At 73.7% G+C, this 22,122-nt stretch carries 19 protein-coding genes and 1 tRNA gene; 9 read left to right on the top strand and 11 right to left on the bottom strand.

Annotated elements, in window-relative coordinates:
- Positions 1-93 precede the first annotated feature (93 nt).
- Positions 94-1,230, bottom strand: a complete 1,137-nt coding sequence (locus V9U70_RS08435) for an ABC transporter ATP-binding protein (RefSeq protein ID WP_336673851.1) — start codon at positions 1,228-1,230, stop codon at positions 94-96.
- 177 nt (positions 1,231-1,407) lie between these two features.
- On the opposite strand from V9U70_RS08435, the gene V9U70_RS08430 reads away from it, so the two are divergent.
- Positions 1,408-1,481 (top strand) — tRNA-Thr (locus tag V9U70_RS08430).
- A gap of 297 nt (positions 1,482-1,778) precedes the next feature.
- On the opposite strand, the gene V9U70_RS08425 is transcribed toward V9U70_RS08430, so the two are convergent.
- Positions 1,779-2,693, bottom strand: a complete 915-nt coding sequence (locus V9U70_RS08425; RefSeq protein WP_336673850.1) for a dihydrodipicolinate synthase family protein — start codon at positions 2,691-2,693, stop codon at positions 1,779-1,781.
- The gene (locus V9U70_RS08420; protein ID WP_336673849.1) at positions 2,693-3,490 is read right to left on the bottom strand and encodes an aldolase; all 798 of its coding nucleotides are present in this window, start codon (positions 3,488-3,490) and stop codon (positions 2,693-2,695) included. Before V9U70_RS08420 ends, V9U70_RS08425 begins: the two co-directional genes overlap by 1 nt.
- A gap of 233 nt (positions 3,491-3,723) precedes the next feature.
- Here V9U70_RS08420 and V9U70_RS08415 point away from each other — a divergent pair, with 233 nt between their 5' ends.
- A complete protein-coding gene (locus tag V9U70_RS08415; protein WP_336673848.1) occupies positions 3,724-4,296 on the top strand; it encodes a helix-turn-helix domain-containing protein in 573 nt (190 codons plus the stop codon).
- Between the two features lie 391 nt (positions 4,297-4,687).
- Here V9U70_RS08415 and V9U70_RS08405 read toward each other — a convergent pair whose 3' ends face one another.
- The gene (locus V9U70_RS08405) at positions 4,688-5,629 is read right to left on the bottom strand and encodes an FAD-dependent oxidoreductase (RefSeq protein WP_336673847.1); all 942 of its coding nucleotides are present in this window, start codon (positions 5,627-5,629) and stop codon (positions 4,688-4,690) included.
- 328 nt (positions 5,630-5,957) lie between these two features.
- Between V9U70_RS08405 and V9U70_RS08400 the strand changes: the two genes are divergently transcribed.
- On the top strand, positions 5,958-7,058 hold the full coding sequence (locus V9U70_RS08400) for an endonuclease/exonuclease/phosphatase family protein (RefSeq protein WP_336673846.1): 1,101 nt from the start codon (positions 5,958-5,960) through the stop codon (positions 7,056-7,058).
- A 172-nt stretch (positions 7,059-7,230) separates the two neighbouring features.
- Here the strand turns inward: V9U70_RS08400 and V9U70_RS08395 are convergent, their stop codons facing one another.
- Positions 7,231-8,259 (bottom strand): Acg family FMN-binding oxidoreductase, encoded by a 1,029-nt coding sequence (locus V9U70_RS08395; RefSeq protein WP_336673845.1) that lies wholly within the window; start codon positions 8,257-8,259, stop codon positions 7,231-7,233.
- Between the two features lie 338 nt (positions 8,260-8,597).
- On the opposite strand from V9U70_RS08395, the gene V9U70_RS08390 reads away from it, so the two are divergent.
- Positions 8,598-9,512, top strand: a complete 915-nt coding sequence (locus tag V9U70_RS08390) for an AurF N-oxygenase family protein (protein ID WP_336673844.1) — start codon at positions 8,598-8,600, stop codon at positions 9,510-9,512.
- Between the two features lie 9 nt (positions 9,513-9,521).
- On the top strand, positions 9,522-11,225 hold the full coding sequence (locus V9U70_RS08385) for an FAD-dependent oxidoreductase (RefSeq protein WP_336673843.1): 1,704 nt from the start codon (positions 9,522-9,524) through the stop codon (positions 11,223-11,225).
- Positions 11,226-11,288: 63 nt separating this feature from the next.
- Here V9U70_RS08385 and V9U70_RS08380 read toward each other — a convergent pair whose 3' ends face one another.
- Positions 11,289-12,776 (bottom strand): MFS transporter, encoded by a 1,488-nt coding sequence (locus tag V9U70_RS08380; RefSeq protein WP_336673842.1) that lies wholly within the window; start codon positions 12,774-12,776, stop codon positions 11,289-11,291.
- 194 nt (positions 12,777-12,970) lie between these two features.
- Between V9U70_RS08380 and V9U70_RS08375 the strand changes: the two genes are divergently transcribed.
- A complete protein-coding gene (locus V9U70_RS08375; protein WP_336673841.1) occupies positions 12,971-13,417 on the top strand; it encodes a MarR family winged helix-turn-helix transcriptional regulator in 447 nt (148 codons plus the stop codon).
- Between the two features lie 108 nt (positions 13,418-13,525).
- Here the strand turns inward: V9U70_RS08375 and V9U70_RS08370 are convergent, their stop codons facing one another.
- A complete protein-coding gene (locus V9U70_RS08370; protein ID WP_336673840.1) occupies positions 13,526-14,527 on the bottom strand; it encodes a zinc-binding dehydrogenase in 1,002 nt (333 codons plus the stop codon).
- Between the two features lie 237 nt (positions 14,528-14,764).
- On the opposite strand from V9U70_RS08370, the gene V9U70_RS08365 reads away from it, so the two are divergent.
- Complete coding sequence (locus V9U70_RS08365) at positions 14,765-15,463, top strand: pentapeptide repeat-containing protein (protein ID WP_336673839.1); 699 nt, start codon at positions 14,765-14,767, stop codon at positions 15,461-15,463.
- Between the two features lie 81 nt (positions 15,464-15,544).
- Here V9U70_RS08365 and V9U70_RS08360 read toward each other — a convergent pair whose 3' ends face one another.
- The 4 genes from V9U70_RS08360 to V9U70_RS08345 all read right to left on the bottom strand — a co-directional run bounded on the left by V9U70_RS08360 (position 15,545) and on the right by V9U70_RS08345 (position 19,800).
- Positions 15,545-16,042: a hypothetical protein gene (locus V9U70_RS08360; protein ID WP_336673838.1), complete on the bottom strand. Its 498-nt coding sequence runs from the start codon at positions 16,040-16,042 to the stop codon at positions 15,545-15,547.
- 89 nt (positions 16,043-16,131) lie between these two features.
- Positions 16,132-17,406 carry a hypothetical protein gene (locus V9U70_RS08355; protein WP_336673837.1) on the bottom strand — a complete coding sequence of 425 codons (1,275 nt, stop codon included), beginning with the start codon at positions 17,404-17,406 and terminating at the stop codon, positions 16,132-16,134.
- A 472-nt stretch (positions 17,407-17,878) separates the two neighbouring features.
- Positions 17,879-18,514, bottom strand: a complete 636-nt coding sequence (locus tag V9U70_RS08350; RefSeq protein ID WP_336673836.1) for a response regulator transcription factor — start codon at positions 18,512-18,514, stop codon at positions 17,879-17,881.
- Positions 18,511-19,800 (bottom strand): sensor histidine kinase, encoded by a 1,290-nt coding sequence (locus V9U70_RS08345; RefSeq protein WP_336673835.1) that lies wholly within the window; start codon positions 19,798-19,800, stop codon positions 18,511-18,513. Before V9U70_RS08345 ends, V9U70_RS08350 begins: the two co-directional genes overlap by 4 nt.
- Positions 19,801-20,188: 388 nt before the next feature.
- Here V9U70_RS08345 and V9U70_RS08340 point away from each other — a divergent pair, with 388 nt between their 5' ends.
- A complete protein-coding gene (locus tag V9U70_RS08340) occupies positions 20,189-20,743 on the top strand; it encodes a GlcG/HbpS family heme-binding protein (RefSeq protein ID WP_336673834.1) in 555 nt (184 codons plus the stop codon).
- Between the two features lie 154 nt (positions 20,744-20,897).
- The gene (locus V9U70_RS08335; RefSeq protein ID WP_336673956.1) at positions 20,898-22,034 is read left to right on the top strand and encodes a YncE family protein; all 1,137 of its coding nucleotides are present in this window, start codon (positions 20,898-20,900) and stop codon (positions 22,032-22,034) included.
- Positions 22,035-22,122: the final 88 nt, after the last annotated feature.

Here is a 22,122-nt window from a genome sequence, read left to right as displayed (position 1 = left end):
TTGCCGACGCCCGGCTCCGAAACCCGAACCCGCCAGGACCACGCAGACGGCCCCGCGCCCANGCGCGGGGCCGCGCGTACGGCGGGAAGCGGGTCAGCGGGTGAGGCGCTCGCCGGTCGAGGTCGAGAAGACGTGGAGCTCGTCCGGGCGCGGGACGACGTGCAGCTCGGCGCCCTTCTCCGGGACGGAACGGCCGCCGACGCGGACGACCAGCTCCTTGTGCTCGCCGCCGACGGTGGTGGAGCCGTAGACGAACCCGTCGGCGCCGAGCTCCTCGATCACGTTGGCCGAGACAGCGAGACCGGCCGGCTCCTGCGAGGACTCCTTGGCCAGGGACGCCGCGGCGGCGCTGCCGAGCTCGACGATGTCGAAGTGCTCGGGACGGATGCCGACCGTGACGGTCGAGTCACCGCGGTCCGCGGCGGCGGTGAGCGCCTCGCGGGAGACGGGGACGACGCTGTTGCCGAACTCCACTCCGCCGTCGGTGATGGGGACCTCGATGAGGTTCATCGCGGGCGAGCCGATGAAGCCGGCGACGAAGAGGTTCGCCGGGCGGTCGTACATGGTGCGCGGCGAGTCGACCTGCTGGAGCAGTCCGTCCTTCAGCACCGCGACCCGGTCGCCCATGGTGAGGGCCTCGACCTGGTCGTGGGTGACGTAGACGGTCGTGATGCCGAGGCGGCGCTGGAGCGAGGCGATCTGCGTACGGGTGGAGACACGGAGCTTGGCGTCGAGGTTCGACAGCGGCTCGTCCATGAGGAAGACCTGCGGCTCCCGCACGATGGCCCGGCCCATCGCCACACGCTGGCGCTGACCACCGGAGAGCGCCTTCGGCTTGCGGTCCAGGTAGTCGGTGAGGTCCAGCATCTTGGCGGCCTCTTCGACCTTCGCCCGGATCTCGGTCTTGTTCACACCGGCGATCTTGAGCGCGAAGCCCATGTTGTCCGCGACGGACATGTGCGGGTAGAGCGCGTAGTTCTGGAACACCATGGCGATGTCCCGGTCCTTGGGCGGCAGGTGGGTGACGTCGCGGTCACCGATGCGGATCGCGCCGCCGTTGACGTCCTCGAGACCCGCGAGCATGCGCAGGGAGGTCGACTTGCCGCAACCGGAAGGACCGACGAGGACGAGGAACTCGCCGTCCGCGATGTCGATCTCCAGCTGGTCCACAGCCGGCTTCGTGGAGCCGGGGTAGACGCGGGACGCCTTGTCGAACGTGACACTGGCCATGCTGATTCTTCTCCTCCACCGGCAGGAACGTGCCGGACGATCCGAGTAGGGAGTGGTCTGGTCCACTGGAGTGAACCTGCCGTGACGCTACCTGTCGTTTCCCGATCTGTCAGTAGTCCGGAGCACACCGAAATCGCGGACGATCGGGGCGCGGGGTTGGTTAGACTGCTCCGGCACGCCTCCTTAGCTCAGCTGGCCAGAGCAACGCACTTGTAATGCGTAGGTCGTCGGTTCGAATCCGACAGGGGGCTCTGGGGAAACCCCGGGTCACACAGCTCGTGACCCGGGGTTTCTTTCTGTCTGCGCGAGTGGGGCATCGGCGCGTGCGGGGGCGCCCTGGACAGTGAGGCGGGCGGCTTGCCTCGCAGCTCCGGCACCGAGGTCGCCGACGACCTTGCCTGTCAGGCGGCCCAGGGCCTCAGGGCCGGGGCCACCGTGTCGGCTCCGAAGCCAGTGGAAGGCGTCGGGGCGGCGAGGTCGTGCTCGGTGCGGGAACGGGGGCGCCGGACGGTGCCGGCCGCCCCCGCCGCTCGTGTGGGCAGCGGCTCTCAGGCCGCGTCGGTCCGTAGCGGGTGTGAACCGAGGTGTGTCAGCAGCTTGCCGAGGACGTCGGTCTCCCCGTCCGTCAGCGGCAGCAGCGGCGGCCGAGGCGGCCCGGCCGGGCGGCCCTGGAGCGCCAGGCCGGCCTTGATGGCCCGGGGCAGCCCGTGGTCCACGATGAACTTCAGGAACGGCAGCTGCGCCTCCAGCAAGGCATCCGCTCGCTCCTGGTCACCCTGCTGTACAGCCGTGTAGAGGTCGAGGCACCGGGCGGGCAGCAGGCAGGGCGCCGCGGTGCACCAGCCCGCAGCTCCGGAGCGGAACGCATCGAGCGCGACCGGGTTGTTGCCGTTGTAGACCGACAGCGTGCCATCGGACAACTCCCTGATGGCGGCGAACCGCGCGACGTCGCCGGTACTCTCCTTGACCATCGTGAGGTTGGGGATCTTCTTGGCGAGGGCCACGACGGTTTGCGGCAGCAGGTCGATGCCGCTGGTGCCGGGGTTGTTGTAGAGCATCACGGGCAGGTCGGTCGCCGCGGCGACGGTGGCGAAGTGCCGCTCGAGTTCGTCCCCGGTCAGCTTCCAGTACGTCTGGGCCAGCACCATGATGGCGGTGGCTCCGTTCCGGGCAGCCACCCGGGCGCGCCGTACGGTGGTCTCCGTACTCCAGTGCGAGACGCCGACCAGGGTCGGCACACGGCGGGCCACGGTCTGCAGAGTGGTCTCACAGACCGCGTCCCATTCGCGTTCGCGGAGGTACGCGCTCTCACCGGTGCTGCCCAGCGGGGCAACGGCGTGGCTGCCGGAGTCCACCAGGTCCTTGACCAGCCGGCGCAGGGCCGGCAGGTCCAGCTCGCCGGTGTGGGGGGAGAACGGAGTGATGGGGTAGGCGACGATTCCGGCCAGTGTGGGGTCTGACATCACAGGGCCGTCCCCTCGGTCACGCAGTCGGGGTGGTGACGCAGGGCCCGGCGGCCGTAGTAAGCGAAGTTCGCCTTGTCCCGCCGGTCCGAGGAAGTCCAGTCGTGCGCCTCGCGCGCGAGAGCGGGCTCCAGCGGCTGGATCGTTCCGGCGGCCATGGCCAGCAGTTGCAGCCGGGCGGCGCGCTCGATGAGGATCGCCAGGTTGCACGCTTCCTCCACCGTGCCGCCCGTCACCAGCTGCCCGTGGTGGGCCAGGAGGATGGCCCGCTTGTCACCGAGCGCGGCGGAGATGATCTCGCCCTCCTCGTTGCCCACCGGCACGCCGGGCCAGTCCTTGAGAAAGGCGCAGTCGTCGTACAGGGGCGTGGTGTCCATCTGGGAGACCACCAGCGGCACCTCCAGCATGGCCAGTGCCGCCGTGTGCAAGGAGTGCGTGTGGACGATGCAGGTGACGTCCTCACGCGCCCGGTAGATCCAGGAGTGGAAACGGTTCGCGGGGTTGGGCATGCCCTCCCCCTCCAGGACGTTCAGGTCCTCGTCCACCAAGAGCAAGTTCTGCTCCGTAATCTCGTCGAAGCCGAGACCGAGCCGCTGCGTGTAGTACGTGCCCGCCTCCTCGCCACGGGCTGTGATCTGCCCGGCGAGGCCGGAATCGTGGCCGCCGTCGAACAGGATGCGGCACGTCAGGGCCAACTTCTGACGAATGGTCAGACCCGAGTCACCGAAGTGCTCACCCATCTGCCGCTCCGCGCGACCGACGAGCACGTCCTTGTCGTCGTGCAGTGTCGTTGCCATCTCTGCTCCATTTCCGCACGCCGGTATGCCCAGCACGCCAGTAGCCGGCGGTCATCGGAGAGCCACCGCCAGGAAACTGCGACCACTATATGACACAAGGTGTCATGAAGGAAGTGCCCTACCGGTCGGCAGGTGCCCGAGGCGGCTGCCTGGGCCCAGGAGGCGGCCGTGCGGAAAGCATTAGGATCACTGCCGGCTCACCGGCCGGCGGGGCGGCGCGAAAGGACAGTGCGGTGATCAATCGCGTACGACAGTTGCGTAAGGAAAGACTGATGACCCTCGAAGCGCTGGCGACCCGCGCCGGTGTGACGAAGAGTTACCTGTCCAAGGTCGAACGTGGTCAGAGCATGCCTTCGATCGCCGTCGCCACCGCGCTCGCACGGGCACTGGACGTCCACCTCGACCGGCTCTTCGTCGACTCCGAACAGCTCACCGACGTCACCGTGACCCGAGCCGGCGAGCGCACGCCCCTCACGCCCGGCGCGGAGTCGGGCTCCCGCTACGAAGGCATCGCGCTCCAGGCGGGCAGCAAGCAGATGACACCGTTCATGCTGTATCCACCCCATGACGCCGACGAGGTGCCGTTCCGGGACCACCCGGGGGAGGAATTCCTCTTCGTTCACCAGGGGGGAGTCGACCTGCTCTTCCCCTCCCGCTCCATCGAGCTCGGCTCCGGCGACTCCGTCTACTTCAAGGCCACGACGCCCCACAAGGTCCGTTCACTGGGTGGCCGGCGGGCGGCAGTCCTCCTCATGGTCTGCGACTACCGGACCGAACAGGAGACCCCTCACCCCCATCTGCCCTGAAGGGAGCCTCGCTCGGTCCCGTATCGTGCCATGTTCGATGTCCCGTATGGGCTGGTCGCGCACGTTTCCTGACTCGTCTGCACGCGAAGACGTGACGCCGTTCGCGGTGGCGGCAACCGGGGCGCTTCCAGCAGGCCCTGCTCGCGCTGGTGCAGCCGCGCGGGAACGAGACGCTGCCCGCCCTGGCAGCCGGCTTCGGTGTCTCGACTGCCGCCTGCCTCCCGGCATGGCGGTTCGTCCTGGATACGGTCGAAGCGCTCCTGGAAGTGCTCCCGCGAGGAGCGGGACCGGCCGCAGGAGGCGCTGTGGACGCCTGCAACCGTGTGGCGCCTCTTGTCGTCGTCCCCGTTCCGTGGCCGGCGGAGCGCCCCGGGGTGCGACTCCGCGCCCGTCAGGCCCGGACGTGCAGCCCCCGTGCCGTGTAGTAGGCGTGCAGAGCGGCCTCGCTGCCGGAGCCCATGGCCGCCATGATCCGCTGGAAGCGGGCGGAGCGCAGGTCGCCGGCCACCAGGACGCGGGGGTGCTGGTCGGTCGGCGGGCAGTAGCCGTCGGGGCCCCGGACCAGGTCGCCGGGCGGGGCGGTGGGTGCGTTGCCGATGCTGAGGTGGCAGGCGTCCGCGGTGATCGTGTGGCGTGTGCCGTCCCGGTTCACCGTGTCCGCTGCCGGAGCGCCCCCTCCCCGGGCGCGCAGGGTCACGTGCTCGACGGGCAGAAGCGTGACGCGGGGGTCGTCCCGGATCTCCTCGACCTTGTACGCGTCGGCCTCCGGATAGGCCACGAGCAGGCGGACGCCGGTGTCCGGGTGGGCACGGAGGAAGGTGCCGACCGGGCGGTCGCCGCCCAGGACGAGGAGGGTGCGCCCCGCGGTGCCGCCCGCGTCCGCCTGCCAGAGCGGGGGGAGGTCGAGGCCGCTGGGGGCGGTGATCCACGGGGCGTCGCGGAGGCGGAGGGGGGCGACGCCGGTGGCGACGACCGCGTACGGGGCGGTGAGGGAGGCGCCGGTGTCCAGGGTGGCGGTCACGCGGTCCTCGGCGGAGCGGAGTGCGACGACGTGGCGTCCCAGCTCCAGGCGGCACAGCCGCGTGCTCTCCAGCTCCGTGGTGATGGCCTCGGCGAGGGCCGGGCCGGCGGTGTGGCCGCCGAGGACGTTGTTCAGGGCCGGAATGCGGTGGAGGCTTCGGCACAGCGCGTCCGGTTCGACCAGGATCGAGCGCATGCCGACGCCTGCGGCCGTGCGGGCGGCGGCGCAGCCGGCCGGCCCGCCGCCGATGACGATCAGGTCGGTGTCGTGGTGCGGGGCGGGCGTACCGGTGCGGGGTGGTGTGTCGGCCATGGGGCCATTCCAGCACCGGAGGCCCCGGTTGGGCAGCCGGCCTTCCCCCTGGTCCGCGCCGCGGTGAGGAGTTGACCGGTTCCGATCGGACGCCGTGGGCCGGTGGGCCCGGCGGCGCGCCCTGTGCCTCGGCGGCGAACCGGTCCCGCCGTGGAGTGGCGGGGGAGTGGCGGGCGGGACACCCGGGCGGCGGGGTGGTGTTGATCGTCGCATCACCCGACGTTGCGGCCGGGTTCATGCGTCATACACCGGACGCCTCGACACTTTGTCCCGGCCCGTGCTGAATCGTTCCCGGGCCGTGGTCGGGGGCGGCAACCGGAGGTCATGGATGGTCAAGCGTCGCGAGCTGCTCGGGATGGTCGGTGCGACCGTGGGAGCGGGCGTGCTGGGGGCGGGTGCGGCCCAGGCCGCGCCGCGGGGCGAGGGGGCGGGGAGGGGGCGCCGGCCCTCGAAGCGGACGCTCAAGGTCATGCAGTTCAACATCTGGCACGGCGGCAACCAGGTGCCGGGGGGCCGCGCGGGGATAGCCGACACCGTCGCCGCGGTCGAGCCGGACGTGGTGATGCTCAGCGAGTCGAACCCCGCCAGGGTGGCCGCCCTCCTGGCCGATCTCGCCGAGCGCGGGCTGACCTACTTCGACAACGAGAACCCGACCGATCCGGGAGTGATCTCGCGCTACCCGGTCATCGAGCGCGCGTCCTTCCCGTCCTGGTCGAAGGCGGTCGTCTCGGTCGACGGCACCGAGGTGGCGGCCTACTCCGGGCACCTGGAGTACCGCTACTACGTCAACTACCTCCCGCGCGCCTACGGCGGCGGCACGCCGGCGCCCCTGGAGACCTCCGAGTACGGCTGGGGCGAGATCCCGACCGGTCCGATCACCGACGTCGGCCTGATCATGCGTCTCAACGAGGCCTCGGGACGTACGCGAGTGACGCGGACGGTGCTCGCGGACGCGGAGGAGGAGCGCGCCAAGGGACGGATCACGCTGCTGGCCGGCGACTTCAACGAACCCTCGCACCGGGACTGGGGCCACCGCACGCGGAACCTCTTCGACCACCACGGCGCCGTCGTCGCGTGGTCGACGACCAAGGCCGTCGAGGACGCCGGTTTCCGCGACAGCTACCGTGCGGTCCACCCCGACCCCGTCCGGACGCCGGGCTTCACCTGGCCGAGTGACAACCCGGGCGCCGATGTCGGGCAGCTCACCTGGGCGCCCAAGGCCGACGAGCGGGACCGCATCGACTTCGTCTTCTACCACCCGGACCGGCGCATCCGCCTGCTCGACAGCGTGATCGTCGGCCCGTCCAGCACCATCGTGCGCAGCGAGCGGGTGCGGGAGTCGGGCCGTGACGAGTTCTGGGAGCCCACCTGGACCTGGCCGACCGACCACAAGGCCGTGCTCAGTACCTTCCGGCTGTCCACGCGCTGAACGGCTGCGCGGCCCCTTCCGGGCGTTCACATGCCGAACCGGTCAGCCTTCTTCGGCGACCGCCTCCCGCGACGGCCACCCCCCGCGGCGGTCGCCTCCCGTACGGGGTCCCGCCGCCCGGTACACGACGGCGGGCCTCTGACACGTGCCGGAGGCCCGTCGTCGTGCGCCCTCACGGGGTGATCGTCAGGATGTCCCGCACCGGGCGGCGGGGGGTGCGGGGGCCGGCAGGGCCGTAGCCGAGGCGGAGGACCATCTGGGCGTGGCCCTTGCCGAGGACCGGTTCGCGCAGGAGCCAGCGGAGGTCGTCCCATTCGAGGGGCTGGGTCAGGAAGGAACTGGCGACCCCGTGCAGTGTGGCGGTGAGCAGGACCCGTTCCAGGGCCTGGCCCGCCCGGAGCCAGGCGGCGGGGCGGTCGGCCGTCGTGCTGAGTACGGCCAGCTGGGGGCGGTCCTCGAACAGGACCCGCGCGCGGCCCGGTACGGGGGTGGTTCCGGCGAAGTCGCGGTTGACGGCCCGGCCCGAGGCGTCGGCGGGCCCGAAGGCGTAGTCGGGTACGCCGTCGACGGGGGCCTCGTGGTGGGTGTTCCGCGTCCAGTGGCGCTGTTCGCCCTCGCGTGCGGGGTCGCCGCGGTCGTAGCCCTCGGCGTCCCGGACGAGGTCGCGCACCGTCTCCAGGTGGGTGGCGGAGAGGAACGAGAAGTGCGCCCCCTCCAGCCGCGCGGCCTCACCGAGGAGGCCGCGGACCTCCGGGGGCACGGGCAGGTCGTCGTCGAACGGGTACCGGCTGGTGTGCCGCTCCCGGATGGCCCCGTGCAGCTCCCGCAGGCCCGTGTCGGCCGCGGTGCGGGGCGGGCCGGGGGCGCCCCCGGGACCGCCCCCGGTCGTGCCGTGCAGGTGTACGTGGGCCAGGAGCGCGGGGTCGGAGGGGACCGGCAGCAGTGCGGTGGAGGGGGAGAGGCCCAGGTGGGCGGCTGACACCCGCAGGTTGAAGAGGGCGGCGCCGCACCCGATGTGCAGGGCGCGGGTGGTGGGGTCGGCCGCCGGCATCGTCCGGTCGTGGTCCGCCCGCAGCGTGAACATGCCCGCACCGCGGCTGTACGTGAGGCGCCAGGGCTGCGCGTTGTGCATCGACGGCGCCGCGGTCGCGTCGGCCGCCATGCTGTCGACCGCCGTGTCGTCGACTGTCCGGTGCGACATGAGCGTCCTCCTCGCAGAGCGGTGCGCACCCTTCCAGCATCCACCCGCGCGGCCGCTCCCGACAGCTGACGTGCGCTCCGGGCGCGGAGGGTGCGCGGCGTCCCTGACGGGGAGACGGTGTGAGAGTCCGTACCGATTCCTACCGAGGGGTAGGCCTGCCGAGGCTCCTTGTTATACCTTGCGTCTAACAAGCGGGAGAGGTGCTCGGCGGGGCCGCCCCCCGGGCCCTCGGTTCCGGGCCGGCCCTCGGCGCCGGCTCCCGGCCCGTACAGCACGGCTGTCGTGCGCACACGTCACCGCGATCAAGGATCACCGCACTCGACCCAAGGAGCCGCAGCATGGCCGGCAGCACCGTTCCGTCGAAGGTCCAGAACCGTCCCGAGGGCGACGACGTCGCGCGGCGGCTGCTCGGCTCGGCCGCGCAGCTGGCGTACGACCCGGCCGCGGAGGTGGACTGGGAGACCCCGCTGGACAAGGAGTTCCACGGTGCGAGCCCGGAGTGGAGCTCGCTCTACGGCACCTCCTACTGGGCGGAGTTGACCGACGCGCAGCGCAAGGAGCTCACCCGGCAGGAGGCGGCTTCGGTCGCCAGCACGGGGATATGGTTCGAGATGATCCTCCAGCAGATGGTTCTGCGTGACATATACATGAAGAACCCGGCGGGCGCGGAGTTCCAGTGGGCGCTCACCGAAGTGGCAGAGGAGTGCCGGCACTCGATCATGTTCGCGCGCGGCGCCCAGAAGCTCGGCGCCCCGCACTACCGGCCCCGCCGCGCGGTGATGGAGCTGGGCCGCGCCTTCAAGACCCTGGCGTTCGGTGAGGCGGCGTACGCGGCGATCCTCGTCGCGGAAGAGGTCCTCGACGTGATGCAGCGCGACTGGATGCGGGACGAGAGGGTCGTTCCGTTCGTGCGGACCATCAACAACATCCACGTGGTGGAGGAGTCCCGGCACATGAAGTTCGCCCGGGACGAGACGCTCAAGCGGCTGGAGGGCGCGGGCTGGGCGCGGCGGCAGATCAACGCGTTCGTCGTCGCCGTCGCCTCCTACTTCATCGTCACCAGCATGGTGAACCCCGAGGTCTACCGGAACGCCGGTCTCGACAAGCGGCGCGCGCTGGCCGCCGCCAGGAGCAACGAGCACCACAAGTCGATGATGCGGTCCAGCTGTTCGGGGTTGATGGACTTCCTGGCCTCCGCCCGGCTGCTCACCCGGCCCGCCCTCGCCTTCTACAAGCGCGCCAACCTGATCTGAGCAGAGGCCATGACCTACGCCATCACCCAGACCTGTTGCAGCGACGCCACCTGCGTGGCCGTGTGCCCGGTCAACTGCATCCACCCGACGCCGGAGGAACGCGCCTTCGGCAGCACGGAGATGCTCCACATCGACCCCCGGGCGTGCATCGACTGCGGCGCCTGCGCGGACGCCTGCCCGGTGGACGCGATCTTCCCGGCGGACGCCCTGTCCGCCGGCCAGCGGGAGTACGCAGCCATCAACGCCGCCTACTACGAGGGCGAAGAGCCGCAGCGACCGGAGCCCACCGGGCCCAACTTCCACGCCTGGGGCGAGCCGGTCTTCGAGCGCAGCCTCCCCGCGGACTTCGCGCGGCTGCGGGTGGCCGTCGTCGGCACCGGTCCGGCGGGGATGTACGCCGCCCAGGACCTGCTGCTGCACACCAGCGCGGAGGTGACCCTGATCGACCGGCTGCCGGTGGCCGGCGGTCTGGTCCGGTACGGCGTCGCGCCGGACCACCCCGCGACCAAGAAGGTCGGCGACACCTTCTCCCGCTTCCACTCCCACCCCCGGGTCCGGCTGCACCTGGGCATCGAGGTGGGCCGGGACGTCACCGCCGGCGAACTGGCCGCCCACCACGACGCGGTCGTCTACGCGGTGGGCGCGTCCACCGACCGCCGGCTCGGCATCCCCGGGGAGGAGCGGCCCGGCTGCCTGTCGGCGACGGCGTTCGTCTCCTGGTACAACGCGCATCCGGAGGCCGTCGCGCAGGGCGTCGACCTGTCCGCCGAGCGGGTCGTGGTGGTGGGCAACGGCAATGTGGCGCTCGACGTCGCCCGCATCCTGGTCTCCGACCCCGAGGTGCTGGCCGGCACCGACATCGCCGCCCACGCGCTGGCCGCCCTGCGGGCGAGCCGGGTCCGCGAGGTGGTGGTGCTGGGGAGACGTGGTCCAAAGGACGCCGCGTACACCCGGTCCGAACTGCTCGCTCTGAAGCACCTGCCGGGTGTGGAGCTGCTCGTGGACGACCACGATCCACGGACGGCCGCCGCGATCGACGGGGCCGGCGCGGGAGACCGGGCCGGGGTGCTCCGGGGGCTCGCCCGGACGCGGACGGACCCCGCGTCCCCGCCGGCCGACGAGGGGTCGCCCCGGCGCATCGTCCTGCGCTTCCACTCGGAGCCGGTCGAGATCCTCGGCGGCGGCCCCGGCGACGGCACGGCCGGCGACGGGCCTGTGCGGGCCGTGCGCGTCACGGATGGCGGGGCGGGAGGCGGCGGAGGCGCGGTCGACCTGCGGTCCGGGCTGCTGCTGCGAGCCATCGGCTACCGGGGGCTGCCGGTCCCCGGGCTGCCGTTCGACGAGGCCACGGGCACGGTCCCGCACGAGGGCGGCCGGGTGGCGGGGCTGCCCGGCGCCTACGTGGTGGGCTGGATCAAGCGGGGGCCGTCCGGGGGGATCGGCGCCAACCGCACCTGCGCGGCCGAGACGGTCGGCACGCTCCTGGCCGACGCGGTCGCCGGGGCCCTGCCCGCGCCGACGGGCGACGCCAAGGCGTTCCGCCGGCTCGCCCGCCGGCGCAACCGCCGCGTCGTGGACGCCCGCGGTCTGGCCGCGATCGACCGCGCCGAACGGGAGCAGGGGCGGCGCGACGGGCGGCCCCGGGTGAAGCTCGCCACCGTCGAGGAGCTGGTGGCGACGGCCAGGGCCGGACGGCTGCGGCTGACGCGCTGAGGGGCGGGGCGGGCCGCGCGGCGCCGGCCCGCCGTCAGGCCCATGCCCGGGAGGCCTCCGGGGTCAGGCCCTCGCCCCGGAGGCCTCCGGCTCTTCGGCGGACGGGCCGGTCGCGGCGGGGCCGGACGTGTCCGCGCCCCGCGCCGCCGCCGGCGTCCCGCGTACGGGGATGAGCGCGGCGACGACGGCGGCGGCGAGGCCCACGGCGCAGCCGATCAGCATCGCGGCGCGGAAGCCGCTCTCGGAGGCCAGCGGGAAGCCGCCGAAGTCCGTGGTCATCCTGGCCAGCACCACTCCGATCACCGCTGCCGCGAAGGAAGTGCCGATCGAGCGCATCAGGGCGTTGAAGCTGTTCGCCGAGGCGGTCTCCGACGGAGGCACCGCGCTCATGATGAGCGCGGGCATCGCTCCGTACGCGAAGCCGACGCCGGCGTTGCAGACGAGCGTGACCAGCAGCAGGCTCCACGGGGAGCCCGAGCCGATCAACGGGACGGAGAGGCCGTAGCCGGCGGCGACGAGCAGGCTGCCGACGGCGAGCGTGACCTTGGGGCCCTTGGCGGCGGACAGCTTCGCGCCGACCGGGGACATCGCCATCATCATCAGGCCCGCCGGGGCCATCCACAGGCCCATGGCCAGCATCGACCGGCCCAGACCGTACCCGGTGGCCTCCGGCAGCTGGAGCAGCTGGGGGACGACGAGGGACTGGGCGTACATCGCGAAGCCGACCAGGACCGACGCCGCGTTCGTCATCAGCACCTGGGGCCGGGCCGCCACCCGCAGGTCGACCAGCGGGTGACTCAGGCGCAGCTCCCACCGGGCCCAGGCGGGCAGCAGGACGAGCACGGCGGCGAACAGGGAGAGCGTGGTGGCGCTGCCCCAGCCCCAGTCGGCGCCCTTGGAGACCGCGAGGAGCAGGCAGACCAGGGCGCTGCCCAGGCCGATGGCCCCGGGCAGGTCGAAGCCGCCGGAGACGGTCGCCGGGCGGTCCCCCGGGACCAGGGCGAGGATCAGCGCGCCGACCGCGAGGGCCAGGGCCGCGACCACCCAGAACAGCACCCGCCAGCTCGTGTTCTCCGCGATGGCGGCGGCGACCGGCAGGCCCAGCGCGCCGCCCACGCCCATCGACGCGCTCATGACCGCGATGGACGGGCCGAGCCGCTCGGCCGGGACGACGTCGCGCAGCAGGCTGATGCCGAGGGGGACCACGCCCATGCCGAGGCCCTGGAGGCCGCGGCCGGCGATCATCGGGCCCACCGACGACGCCAGGGCGCAGACCGCGGAGCCGAGGACCAGGGGCGCGAGCGAGACGAGCAGCATGCGCCGCTTGCCGTACATGTCGCCGAGCCGCCCCGCGACGGGGGTGGAGACCGCGGCGGCCAGGAGGGTGGCGGTGATCACCCAGGAGGCGTTCGACGCGGAGGTGTCGAACAGCTTCGGCAGTTCTGCGATCAGCGGCACCACCAGCGTCTGGGTGAGTGCCGCCACGATCCCGGCGAAGGCCAGGATGCCGACCACGCCTCCCGGGCGGGCCGCGGGGGGTGAAGTGTCCACGGAATGCTCCCTCTCGCCCTTGCGGGCCTGTTCTCCACGTCGTGTGCCGACGCCCTGCGGTAGATGTGCACGATACATGGAAGGTGCATCATGCATAATTTGTGTATGGCGCACATCTATCGTGAGAGAGGTGGCCGTCAGCCCGCGCACCGCAGGCGCGGGCCGGGAGCCGCAGGAGCCGAAGGAAGCGACGCGTGGACATGCCCCTCGACCGGATCGAACGCGAGACCATGTTGCTCGGCCGGTACATGCACCTGTTGAGCCCGCGCGTCGAATGGCGGCTGGACCGCAGCGCCTACATCCTGCTGAGCCGCATCCAGGTGGAGGGCCCGATGTCCATCGGCCAGCTCAGCGAGGCCTTCGGCCTGGACGCCTCGACCCTCAACCGGCAGACCGCCGCGATGCTGCGCGCCGGGGTCGTCGAGCGCATCCCGGACCCCGACGGGGGCATCGCCCGCAAGTTCGCCATCACCGACGAGGGCGAACGACGGCTGGAGAACGACCGCGGCAGGAACCTGGCGGGCCTCGCGAAGGTTCTCGCCGACTGGACGCCCGAGGAGGCGGAGCAGCTCGCCGCCTCCCTCAGCCGCCTGAACCTCTCCATCGAGCGCCTCGACGGCCGGCCCTGGCCCCGCGACTGACTGCCGGAGCCGGGGGCGGCGGGGGGTGGACGGTGTACCGGCTGACGGACGGGGCGCTGGCGGAGCTGGGGGCCTCCGGCAGCCGCTGTCCGGAGGCGGGGCCCGCCCTCAGGGCTCCAGGACCACCTTGCCCATCGTCCCGCGGGTCTCCAGCGCGCGGTGCGCGGCGGCCGCTTCGGCGAGGGGATGGCGCTGGACGGCCGGACGCAGCCGGCCGGCGGCGGCCTCGGCGAGGGCGCGGGTCTCCAGGGCGCGCAGTCCGCCGCCGTTCTCGATCATCCGGGGGCCGAGGACGGATGAGGACGTGATGGAGCGTTCGGCCAGCTCCTGGGGGGTGAAGGTGAGCGGCTGTCCGTCGTGGAGCCCGCTGCCGGACCAGCCGTAGACGATGTGCTGCCCGCCGGGGCCGAGGAGGTCGACGGCGGCGCGGGCGGTGGTCCCGCCGACGGAGTCGTAGACGACGGTGGCCCGCAGGCCCGCCGCGGCGAGGTGTCCGCGGGCGTGCCGCGGCCAGTCGGGTCGGGTGTAGTCGAGGGCGAGGTCGGCGCCGTTCACCGCCGCCCGCGCCACCTTCGCCGGGCCTCCGGCGAGCGCGATCACGGTGGCCCCCGCGTTCTTGGCGTACTGGACGAGGAGCGTGCCGATGCCGCCCGCCGCCGCGGTGACGACGACCACGGACGCGGGCCCCAGCGGGGTGAACCCGAGGATGCCGAGGGCGGTGCGGCCGGTGCCGATCATGGCGACGGCCTCGGCGGCGTCGAGTCCTTCGGGGATCTCGTGGAGCCGGTCGGACCCGCTGACCGCCAGTTCGGCGTAACCACCCGGGGCGGCGCCGAGGTGGGCGACGACGCGCTTGCCGAGCCAGTCGGCCCCGGTGCTGTCGCCGAGCGCCGTGACGGTGCCGGCGACCTCGCGGCCGGGGATGGTGGGCAGCTCGGCGGGGGCCGGGTAGGGGCCCGCCTGCCCTTCCCGCAGGGCGGTGTCCAGCAGATGCACCCCGGCCGCCTCGACGGCGACGAGGACCTGGCCGGGGCCGGGTGCGGGGTCTTCGGTCTCCTCGTACACGAGGTTCTCGGCGGGGCCGAAGGCATGGAGGCGTACGGCGTGCATGGGCGGACTCCCTGGGCAGGCGGGGTGGGCTTCCCCACCCTCGTACCTCAGGCGCGCTTGAGGTCAACCGCGTTCCGGGCGCCGCCGGGCGGCCTGCACGGCGAGCGTGGCGGCTTCGGGGCCGCAGCCGATGAGGTGGACGCGGTCCATGGCCGGGGGCCTCCGCTCCGGGGCCGACGCGGCGGTCCGGGGCCCGCGGCTCGTGGCACGGGGGCACTGTCAGTGGGGTGCGTCACGATGGAGGGCATGGCAGCGAGAGCGGGCAGGACCGGGAGCAAGAAGGACGCCACCACGGCGGCGAGGCGGCCTCAGGTGCGCCTGCCGCCTCTCGTTCCGTATGACGGCGAGGGCCTGGAGCCGGACGGCGACTACGACGGGCTGCGGTTCGACGGGGTGGATCTGGCGGACGCTTCGGGGCCGGGGGCGCGGTTCATGGACTGTGCGCTGGACGGCTGCGGCCTCGACCGTACGGAGCTGGTGCGGGCCCGTTTCGTCGACGCGGTGCTGACGGGGGTCCGGGGTGTGGGCACCGATCTCGCGGAGGCGTCGCTGCGGGACATGGAGGTGGTGGACGCGCGTCTGGGCGGGACGCAGTTGCACGGGGCGGTGCTGGAGCGGGTGGTGGTGCGGGGTGGGAAGATCGACTACCTGAATCTGCGCAACGCCCGGTTGCAGGACGTCGTCTTCGAGAACTGTGTGCTGTCCGAGCCGGACTTCGGCGGCGCACACCTGGTCCGGGTCGAGTTCCGGGAGTGCGTGCTGAAGCGGGTGGACTTCAGCGCGGTGCGGATGGAGTCGGTGGACCTGCGTGCGGTGGCCGAGCTGGACATCGCGCGGGGCGTGGAGCGGCTGGCGGGCGCGGTGATCAGCCCGTCGCAGCTGATGGAGCTGGCGCCGGCGTTCGCGGCGCAGATCGGGGTGCGCGTGGAGGGGTGAGGGGGCCGCGGGGCGGGAGGCGTCACTCGGAGGCGTTCCGCAGATGGGCCACGGGTGCGCCACCGGCGCGCCATGGGTGGGTCATGTACGGGGGAAGCGGGCCTGGAGGTCCCAGATCACGGGGTTGTCGGCGAGGCCGTCGTGCATGTCGGCCAGGTCGGCGATCAGGTCGTGCAGGAAGTCGCGGGCCTCGCGGCGCAGGAGCGAGTGGCTGAAGGTGAGCGGGGGCTCGTCGCCGGGCATCCAGTCCGCCTCGACGTCGACCCAGCCGAAGCGCCGCTCGAACATCATCCGGTCCGACGACTCGGTGAAGTCCAGCTCCGCGTACTGCTGCCGGTGCGAGCGGTTGCCGCGCGGGTCGCGGTCGATCTGCTCGACGATGTCGCACAGGGCCCACGCGAAGTCGAGCACCGGCACCCATCCCCAGGCTGTGGACAGTTCGCGGTCCGCCTCGGTGTCCGCGAGGTAGACGTCGCCGGAGAACAGATCGTGCCGCAGCGCGTGGACGTCCGCGCGGCGGTAGTCGGTCTGCGGGGGATCGGGAAAGCGACGGGAGAGGGAGTAGCCGATGTCGAGCACGGCTCGATGGTGTCATGCCGGGCGGGCGGCCCCGACCCGACGGCCGCCGGGGTGCTGAGCGCCGTCGCAGCCGGGCGCGCGCGTACGCGTCAGGCGGCGGCCCGCGTGACCCCGGCCTGGCAGCCGCGGCAGTGGCCGGGGGCGGCGGATCGGAAAGCGCGGTCGCAGGTGTCGCAGTTCTGGAGGGGGACGACGGCGGTACGGCGGGCCACGGGGGCGAGATCGGTGGCGCTGGGGAGGGGCGGAGGCAGGAGGGCGGCGAGGCGGTGCCGCAGGAGCTTGGCCGGGTGTTTCAGCGGCTGGGGAAGGTCGTCGGTCAGGGCGTGCCGAAGGGCGTCGGGGTGGGCGTCGCGTTCGAGCCAGGCGGCCGCGTCGGGGGCGAGGCGGTGGATGTCGTTCTCGGAGAGGACGAGCGCGGGTGCGTGGCGGCGCAGGTCGGCGAGGAGGGCGGTCGCGGCGCGGAGTCGTTCGGGCGCGAGGTCGCGCGGCTGGGGGAGCGGCGGGGGCGGGGGCTTGGGCGCGGTGGGCGGTGGCACGGAGACCGGAGGGCCTGCCGGGGCGCGGTGTGTCGGGGCCGGAGTGGGGTACGCGGCGGCCGGTGTGGCCGTGCCGGGGGCTGGGGCGGTCGTCGCGGCGGTCGGCGGGGCGTACGGGGGTTGCTTCGGCGCGGTCGTCGCGGCATGCGGCGGCGTCCTGCGGGGGCGGAGGCGCGGCGCGGCCCCGGGCGCTCCGGACGCGGACGCTGCGGGGCCGGGGGCTACGGGGCCGGGGGCCGGCCGCCGGGGCGGCGACGGCGACAGCGCTGCGGCGGGCGGGGCGGACGGGGGGACGGCAGGCGGCATGGGCCGGGCGACAGGTGCGGCGGTTACGCCACCCGGTGCGGCGGACGCGGCACCCGGGACGACGGGTACGGCACCCGGCGCGGGGGGAGCGGGAAGCGCGGCCGAGGGCGGGGTGGGCGCGGGAAGTGCGGCGGGCGGGGCGGTCGCGGCGGGCAGGGCCGTGGGCTGGTTGCAGTACACCGTGCGGGTGACGATGCGGCCGCTCGGCAGCCGGATCGTCAGGCGTTGCAGGTAGCCGTGGGCCTCCAGCTCGCGCAGGGCGGAGGCGACGAGCCTCTCGCCCTCGGGGAAGCGGGCGGCGAGTGCCTTCACGCCCACCTCGGTCCCCTGGGGCAGCGACTGGATGCGTACGGCGATGCCCACGGCCGTGGAGCTGAGGCCGGTGTGCTGGGCGAGGTGGTTGCCGACGACGGTGAAGCGGCTGGTGTGCGGGATCAGGATGTGGATCACGCCGGACGTGGGGAGAGGTCCGGGAACGTCCGCCAAGGCGAGCGCAAGCGCACTATTCTGCTGGGTATCCATCGGGAAGCTCCTACTTCCTCGGTGGTCAGGCCCTCGACCGGGATTGCACTCCCGGTCGGGGGCCGACGCATGTCTGATGTAGTGAGCGTGAGCATATGCCTGCCAACCGGTGATAAATCCAGCTCAGTTGGTGAATACCACCCTCGCGGGTGACGGCCCCTCAGTGGCTGACGGATGAGGCCGCGAGCCGGGCGGGGTGGGGGTGGGGTCGGGTGGGGTTGGGTTGGGTACTTTCCCGGGTTCTTTAAAGCTTTTGATGTCGCGGGTCGCCGCGTCGCGGCCTGCCACGTCGCGGCCCACCGGATCGCGGCGGGGCGCGACCCGGCGGAGGGCCCCGGACGGGGTGTGCCGTGTGCGCGACGCCGAGAACGCCCAGGGCCCCGCCTCGCCCTCGCCCCCGCCGCCGGGGCACGCCGCGTCTCGTACGCCGCCGGGGCACGCCGCGTCCCGTACGCCGCCGGGCGCTGAGGCTTCACGGCAGCAGGCGCTGTTCCTTCGCCACCGAGACCGCGCCGGAGCGGGTGTCGACGCCGAGCTTGTCGTAGATGCGGCCGAGGTGGGTCTTGACCGTGGCCTCGCTGATGAACAGGGCGCGCGCGATGTCCCGGTTGCCGAGGCCCTGGGAGAGCTGGGCCAGGATGTCGCGTTCCCGGTCGGTGAGGGTGGGCCGGGGGCTGCGCATGCGGGCCATGACCCGGCTGGCGACGGGGGCCGACAGCGTGGTGCGGCCCTGGGCGGCGGCCCGGATCGCGGCGAAGAGCTCCTCGGGGCGTTCCGCCTTCAGCAGGTAGCCGGTGGCCCCCGCCTCGATGGCCCGGGTGATGTCGGCGTCGGTGTCGTACGTGGTCAGCACCAGGACGTGGGCCGCGCCGGCGGCCGCGATACGGCGGGTGGCCTCGACGCCGTCGATGCCCTCGCCCAGCTGGAGGTCCATGAGGACGACGTCCGGGGTGAGGCGGGCGGCGAGCACCACGGCCTCCTCGCCGCTGCCGGCCTCGCCGACGACCTCGATGTCCGGTTCGCTGCCGAGGAGGGCGAGCAGCCCGGCGCGGACGACCGCGTGGTCGTCGCAGAGCAGGATGCGTACGCGGGGCGCCTGTGGGGTCATGCGGGTTCCTCCGGTGCGGTGGGCGCGGCGTGGGCGGTGGGGCCCGTGGTGAGGGGGACCTCGGCCGAGAGCACCGTGCCCTCGCCCGGCGCGGACTCGATCGTCAGGGTCCCCCCGAGCTGCCGCAGCCGGGCCCGCATCGCGGGAAGCCCGTGGCCGCGGACGCCGTTCGCCGGGCGGGGGCCGTCGGGCCCCACGGTGAACCCGCGGCCGTTGTCGCCGACGTCCAGGACCACCCGGTCGTCGAGGTGGGTCAGGGTCAGCCCGGCGGCGGTGGCCCCGGAGTGCTCCCGCACATTGGCCAGGGCCCCCTGGGCGATGCGCAGCAGGGCGGACTGCACCCGGTCCGGCAGGACGGCGGCCCGGGTCCCCTCGACATGGCAGCGGACGGTCGGCGCGCCCTGCCCCTGGGCGTTCTCCCGGGCCGCGAGCGCGTGCAGCGCCGCTTCCAGGCCGCCGCCCTCCGCGAGGTCGGCAGGGGCCAGGTCGTGGACGAAGCGGCGGGCCTCTGCGAGGTTGCGCTCCGCGATGCCGGTGGCCGTACGGACATGGCGGCGCGCGGCGTCCGGGTCGGCCTCCCAGGTGCGGTCGGCGGCCTGGAGCAGCATCTGCTGGCTGGAGAGGCCCTGCGCGAGGGTGTCGTGGATCTCCATGGAGAGCCGCTGGCGTTCGGCGAGAGTCCCTTCGCGGCGCTCGGTCGCGGCCAGTTCGCGCCGGGTGCGCAGCAGGTCGTCGATCAGTTCCCGCTGGCGGGCGGCCAGCTCCCGCTGCCGCGCCGCCTGGCGCTGCATGTGCACGAAGACGGCGGTGGCCACGGCGGCCACCGCGGGCGGGGCGAGCACCAGATTCGGGTCGAAGCCGGTGGCCAGGCGCAGTTGGGCGGCGACCACGAAAGCGGTGAGCAGGGCGACGAGCGCGAGGGCGGCCCGTGGCGGCAGGATGCGCAGCCCGGTGTAGAAGAGGGGCACCGCGCACCACGCGAAGCTCGGCGCGAGGACGACCAGCACCATCCAGACGGCCACGAGGATGCCGAGCCAGGCGAGCCGGCGGGGCGTGGGGCGGGACCCGAGGACCGGGCCGAGGAGGTAGAGCACCGCCAGGGTGACCGACAGGGCGATGATCCACGGGGTGCGGGCCTCGCCGGGGTGCCGCATCAGGAACCGGGTGAGCGAGGCGCTGAGCAGCAGGAAGAACGCGGCGTGCATGAGCAGGGCGAGCCAGCGGGCGTCCGGATCGCCGCCCACGCCACCGGCGGAGTCTCCCGGCGGGTCGATTCGGTGGTGCACCTTCTCGTACCTCGCGTTCCGTGCCGGTGACCGTTCGCGCCGGCCGACGATGCCCGCGCCGGCCGACGATGCCGCGCCGGCCGACGATGCCCGCGCCGGCCGGTGACGCTTCGCGCCGACCGGGTGACGTTCGCTCCCCGGCGCGGAGGGCTCCGCCGACCGCCGCCGCCTCCGACAGCCGCCGACCGCTGTTGACCTGCGCAGACCCCTCCATGGTGGCCCGGTTCGACCACGCCCGCATCAACCGATCGGCTGACGGGTGCGTCGGCCGTCCCGCGCCCCGCTTCCAGCCGGTACGCCGACCGTACGGGCCCGGGCCGCCGGGAGGATCGGAGGCAGAGCGAGAGGCCCGGACCACCGGGCCGCCCCGGACCACTGAGGAGCCACCATGAAGAAGCCGTCGCCGCGTACCCGTGTCGCCATCGGAGCCGTCGCCGTCGCCGCCCTCGGGGCCGGGACGTTCGGCGCGATGTCCGCGAGCGCCTCCTCCCCGGCCGCCGCCCCCGCTGCCGTGACGGCCGACACCGGCCACCGCAACCTCCAGCAGTCCACCCACCTCACCGTGGCCGCCGCCACCAAGGCGGCGCAGGCGACGCTGGACGCCGCGGGCAAGGAGAAGCAGCGCGTCACGGTCGCGGTGGTCGACCGCAACGGCAACACCATCGTGACGCTGCGCGGCGACGGCGCGGGCCCGCAGTCCTACGAGTCCGCCGTGAAGAAGGCGTACACCGCCGTCTCCTGGAACGCCCCGACCTCCGAGCTGGTCAAGCGGCTGGAGCAGGCCCCGAACCTGAAGGACATCCCTGGCACCCTGTTCCTCGGGGGCGGCGCCCCGGTGCAGGCCAAGGGCGCTCCGGTGGCGGGCATCGGGGTGGCCGGCGCGCCCAGCGGCGACCTCGACGAGAAGTTCGCCCGCGCGGGCGTCGCCGCCCTCGGCCGGTAACCGCCCCGCCGCCCCACCCGCGCGACCCACCAGGGAGAGGCCCGTGAACACCCCCGCCCGCGACCGGCCCACCACCGCGCGCACCGGTCCCCCCTCCGGGGCGCGCCCCGCGACAGGCGGCGCCGCACGGTGCGGCGTCCGCGCCGGCCGACCGCTGCTGGGCCTCGTCGCGGCGGCCCTGCTCGCCGGGTGCGGGACCGGCGCGCCGGAGTCCGCGCCGCCGGCCGCGGAGCCGCCCGCCGCGCCGAGCACCGCAGGGGCCCCCGGCCCGTCCCGCGCCCCCACCGGCCGTACGGCGGACGGGACCCTCCTCGTCGCCGACTTCGGGAGCGACACCGTGACCTTCGTCGACCCCGGGCGCGACGGTTCGGGCGAGGGCGGCGGGCCCCTCGCCGCGGTCCGCGTCGGCACCGCCCCGTACGGCCTCGTCGTCGGGGACGACGGGCGCGCCTGGGTCGCCACGGCCGAGGGCGTCGCGGTCGTCGACACGGTCCGGCGGGCCCGGCTCGCACTCGTCCCGTACAAGACGGAGACCGGCCCGGTCTCCACCGGCGAGTACCGGGGCGGCGGCATGGGCATCGCCCTGGCCCCCGACGGCGAGCACGTGTACGTCGGCGTCAACGTGCCCGGCGGCGCCGGGGCGGTGGAGGTCATCGACACCGCGACCCGCGAGGTCACCGGCGCCGCGCCGGTCGGCCGCCGCCCGTTCGACGTCGACGTCTCACCGGACGGCCGTGAGGTCTACGCGACGGGTCACGACTCCTTCGACGTGACGGCGGTGGACGCGGTCACCCTGAGGACCCGCCGGATGGAGGTCGCCCCGTACGGCACAGAGGGCGGGATCGGCTCCTGGCTGAAGCCGCACTACGCCGTCGTGCGCCCCGCGGACGGCAAGCTGCTGCTGCCCTTCGAGGGGGAGCGGCTGGCGGTCCTGGACCCGCGCACCGGCAGGGTGGCGATCGAGCGGATGACCGCCGACACCCACCAGCACGGCGCGGTCCTCGCCCCCGACGGCACCCTCCTCGTCGTGGGCGCCGGCCCCATCGCCGGGGACGACGAGGGCCCCTCGCTGACGGTCCGCGCCCCCGACGGTGAGGAGCGGATCGTCCCGCTGGACGGGCCGCACGAGGACGTGGCGGTCTCGACGGACGGCCGGACGGCGTACGTCACCGGCGGCTTCACCCGCGAGGGGTACGGGAACGGGATCACCGTCGTCGATCTGGACGACCGTGACACGGCCCCCGTCTGGCTGAAGGCGGGACACCGGCCGCTGGGCATCGCCGTCCTCTGAACCGGCGCCCTCGGCGCACGCTCCTCCCCGGCCGCCGGAGCCGTCCGCGTCATCCGGGCCCACCGCCGCGCCCGCCCCCGCCGGAGCC

It is taken from the genome of Streptomyces pratensis, assembly GCF_037137275.1.
Lineage (GTDB): Bacteria > Actinomycetota > Actinomycetes > Streptomycetales > Streptomycetaceae > Streptomyces > Streptomyces pratensis_B.
Note: the sequence above shows the minus strand (reverse complement) of the source record. Positions and strands in the feature narration are given on the sequence as shown.

Bases quoted from the DNA above. Each gene is read 5' to 3' on its own strand.
- V9U70_RS08435 (WP_336673851.1), bottom strand. From the start codon at position 1,230: ATGGCCAGTGTCACGTTCGACAAGGCGTCCCGCGTCTACCCCGGCTCC.
- V9U70_RS08425 (WP_336673850.1), bottom strand. From the start codon at position 2,693: ATGTCAGACCCCACACTGGCCGGAATCGTCGCCTACCCCATCACTCCG.
- V9U70_RS08420 (WP_336673849.1), bottom strand. From the start codon at position 3,490: ATGGCAACGACACTGCACGACGACAAGGACGTGCTCGTCGGTCGCGCG.
- V9U70_RS08405 (WP_336673847.1), bottom strand. From the start codon at position 5,629: ATGGCCGACACACCACCCCGCACCGGTACGCCCGCCCCGCACCACGAC.
- V9U70_RS08400 (WP_336673846.1), top strand. From the start codon at position 5,958: ATGGTCAAGCGTCGCGAGCTGCTCGGGATGGTCGGTGCGACCGTGGGA.
- V9U70_RS08395 (WP_336673845.1), bottom strand. From the start codon at position 8,259: ATGTCGCACCGGACAGTCGACGACACGGCGGTCGACAGCATGGCGGCC.
- V9U70_RS08390 (WP_336673844.1), top strand. From the start codon at position 8,598: ATGGCCGGCAGCACCGTTCCGTCGAAGGTCCAGAACCGTCCCGAGGGC.
- V9U70_RS08385 (WP_336673843.1), top strand. From the start codon at position 9,522: ATGACCTACGCCATCACCCAGACCTGTTGCAGCGACGCCACCTGCGTG.
- V9U70_RS08370 (WP_336673840.1), bottom strand. From the start codon at position 14,527: ATGCACGCCGTACGCCTCCATGCCTTCGGCCCCGCCGAGAACCTCGTG.
- V9U70_RS08365 (WP_336673839.1), top strand. From the start codon at position 14,765: ATGGAGGGCATGGCAGCGAGAGCGGGCAGGACCGGGAGCAAGAAGGAC.
- V9U70_RS08355 (WP_336673837.1), bottom strand. From the start codon at position 17,406: ATGGATACCCAGCAGAATAGTGCGCTTGCGCTCGCCTTGGCGGACGTT.
- V9U70_RS08350 (WP_336673836.1), bottom strand. From the start codon at position 18,514: ATGACCCCACAGGCGCCCCGCGTACGCATCCTGCTCTGCGACGACCAC.
- V9U70_RS08340 (WP_336673834.1), top strand. From the start codon at position 20,189: ATGAAGAAGCCGTCGCCGCGTACCCGTGTCGCCATCGGAGCCGTCGCC.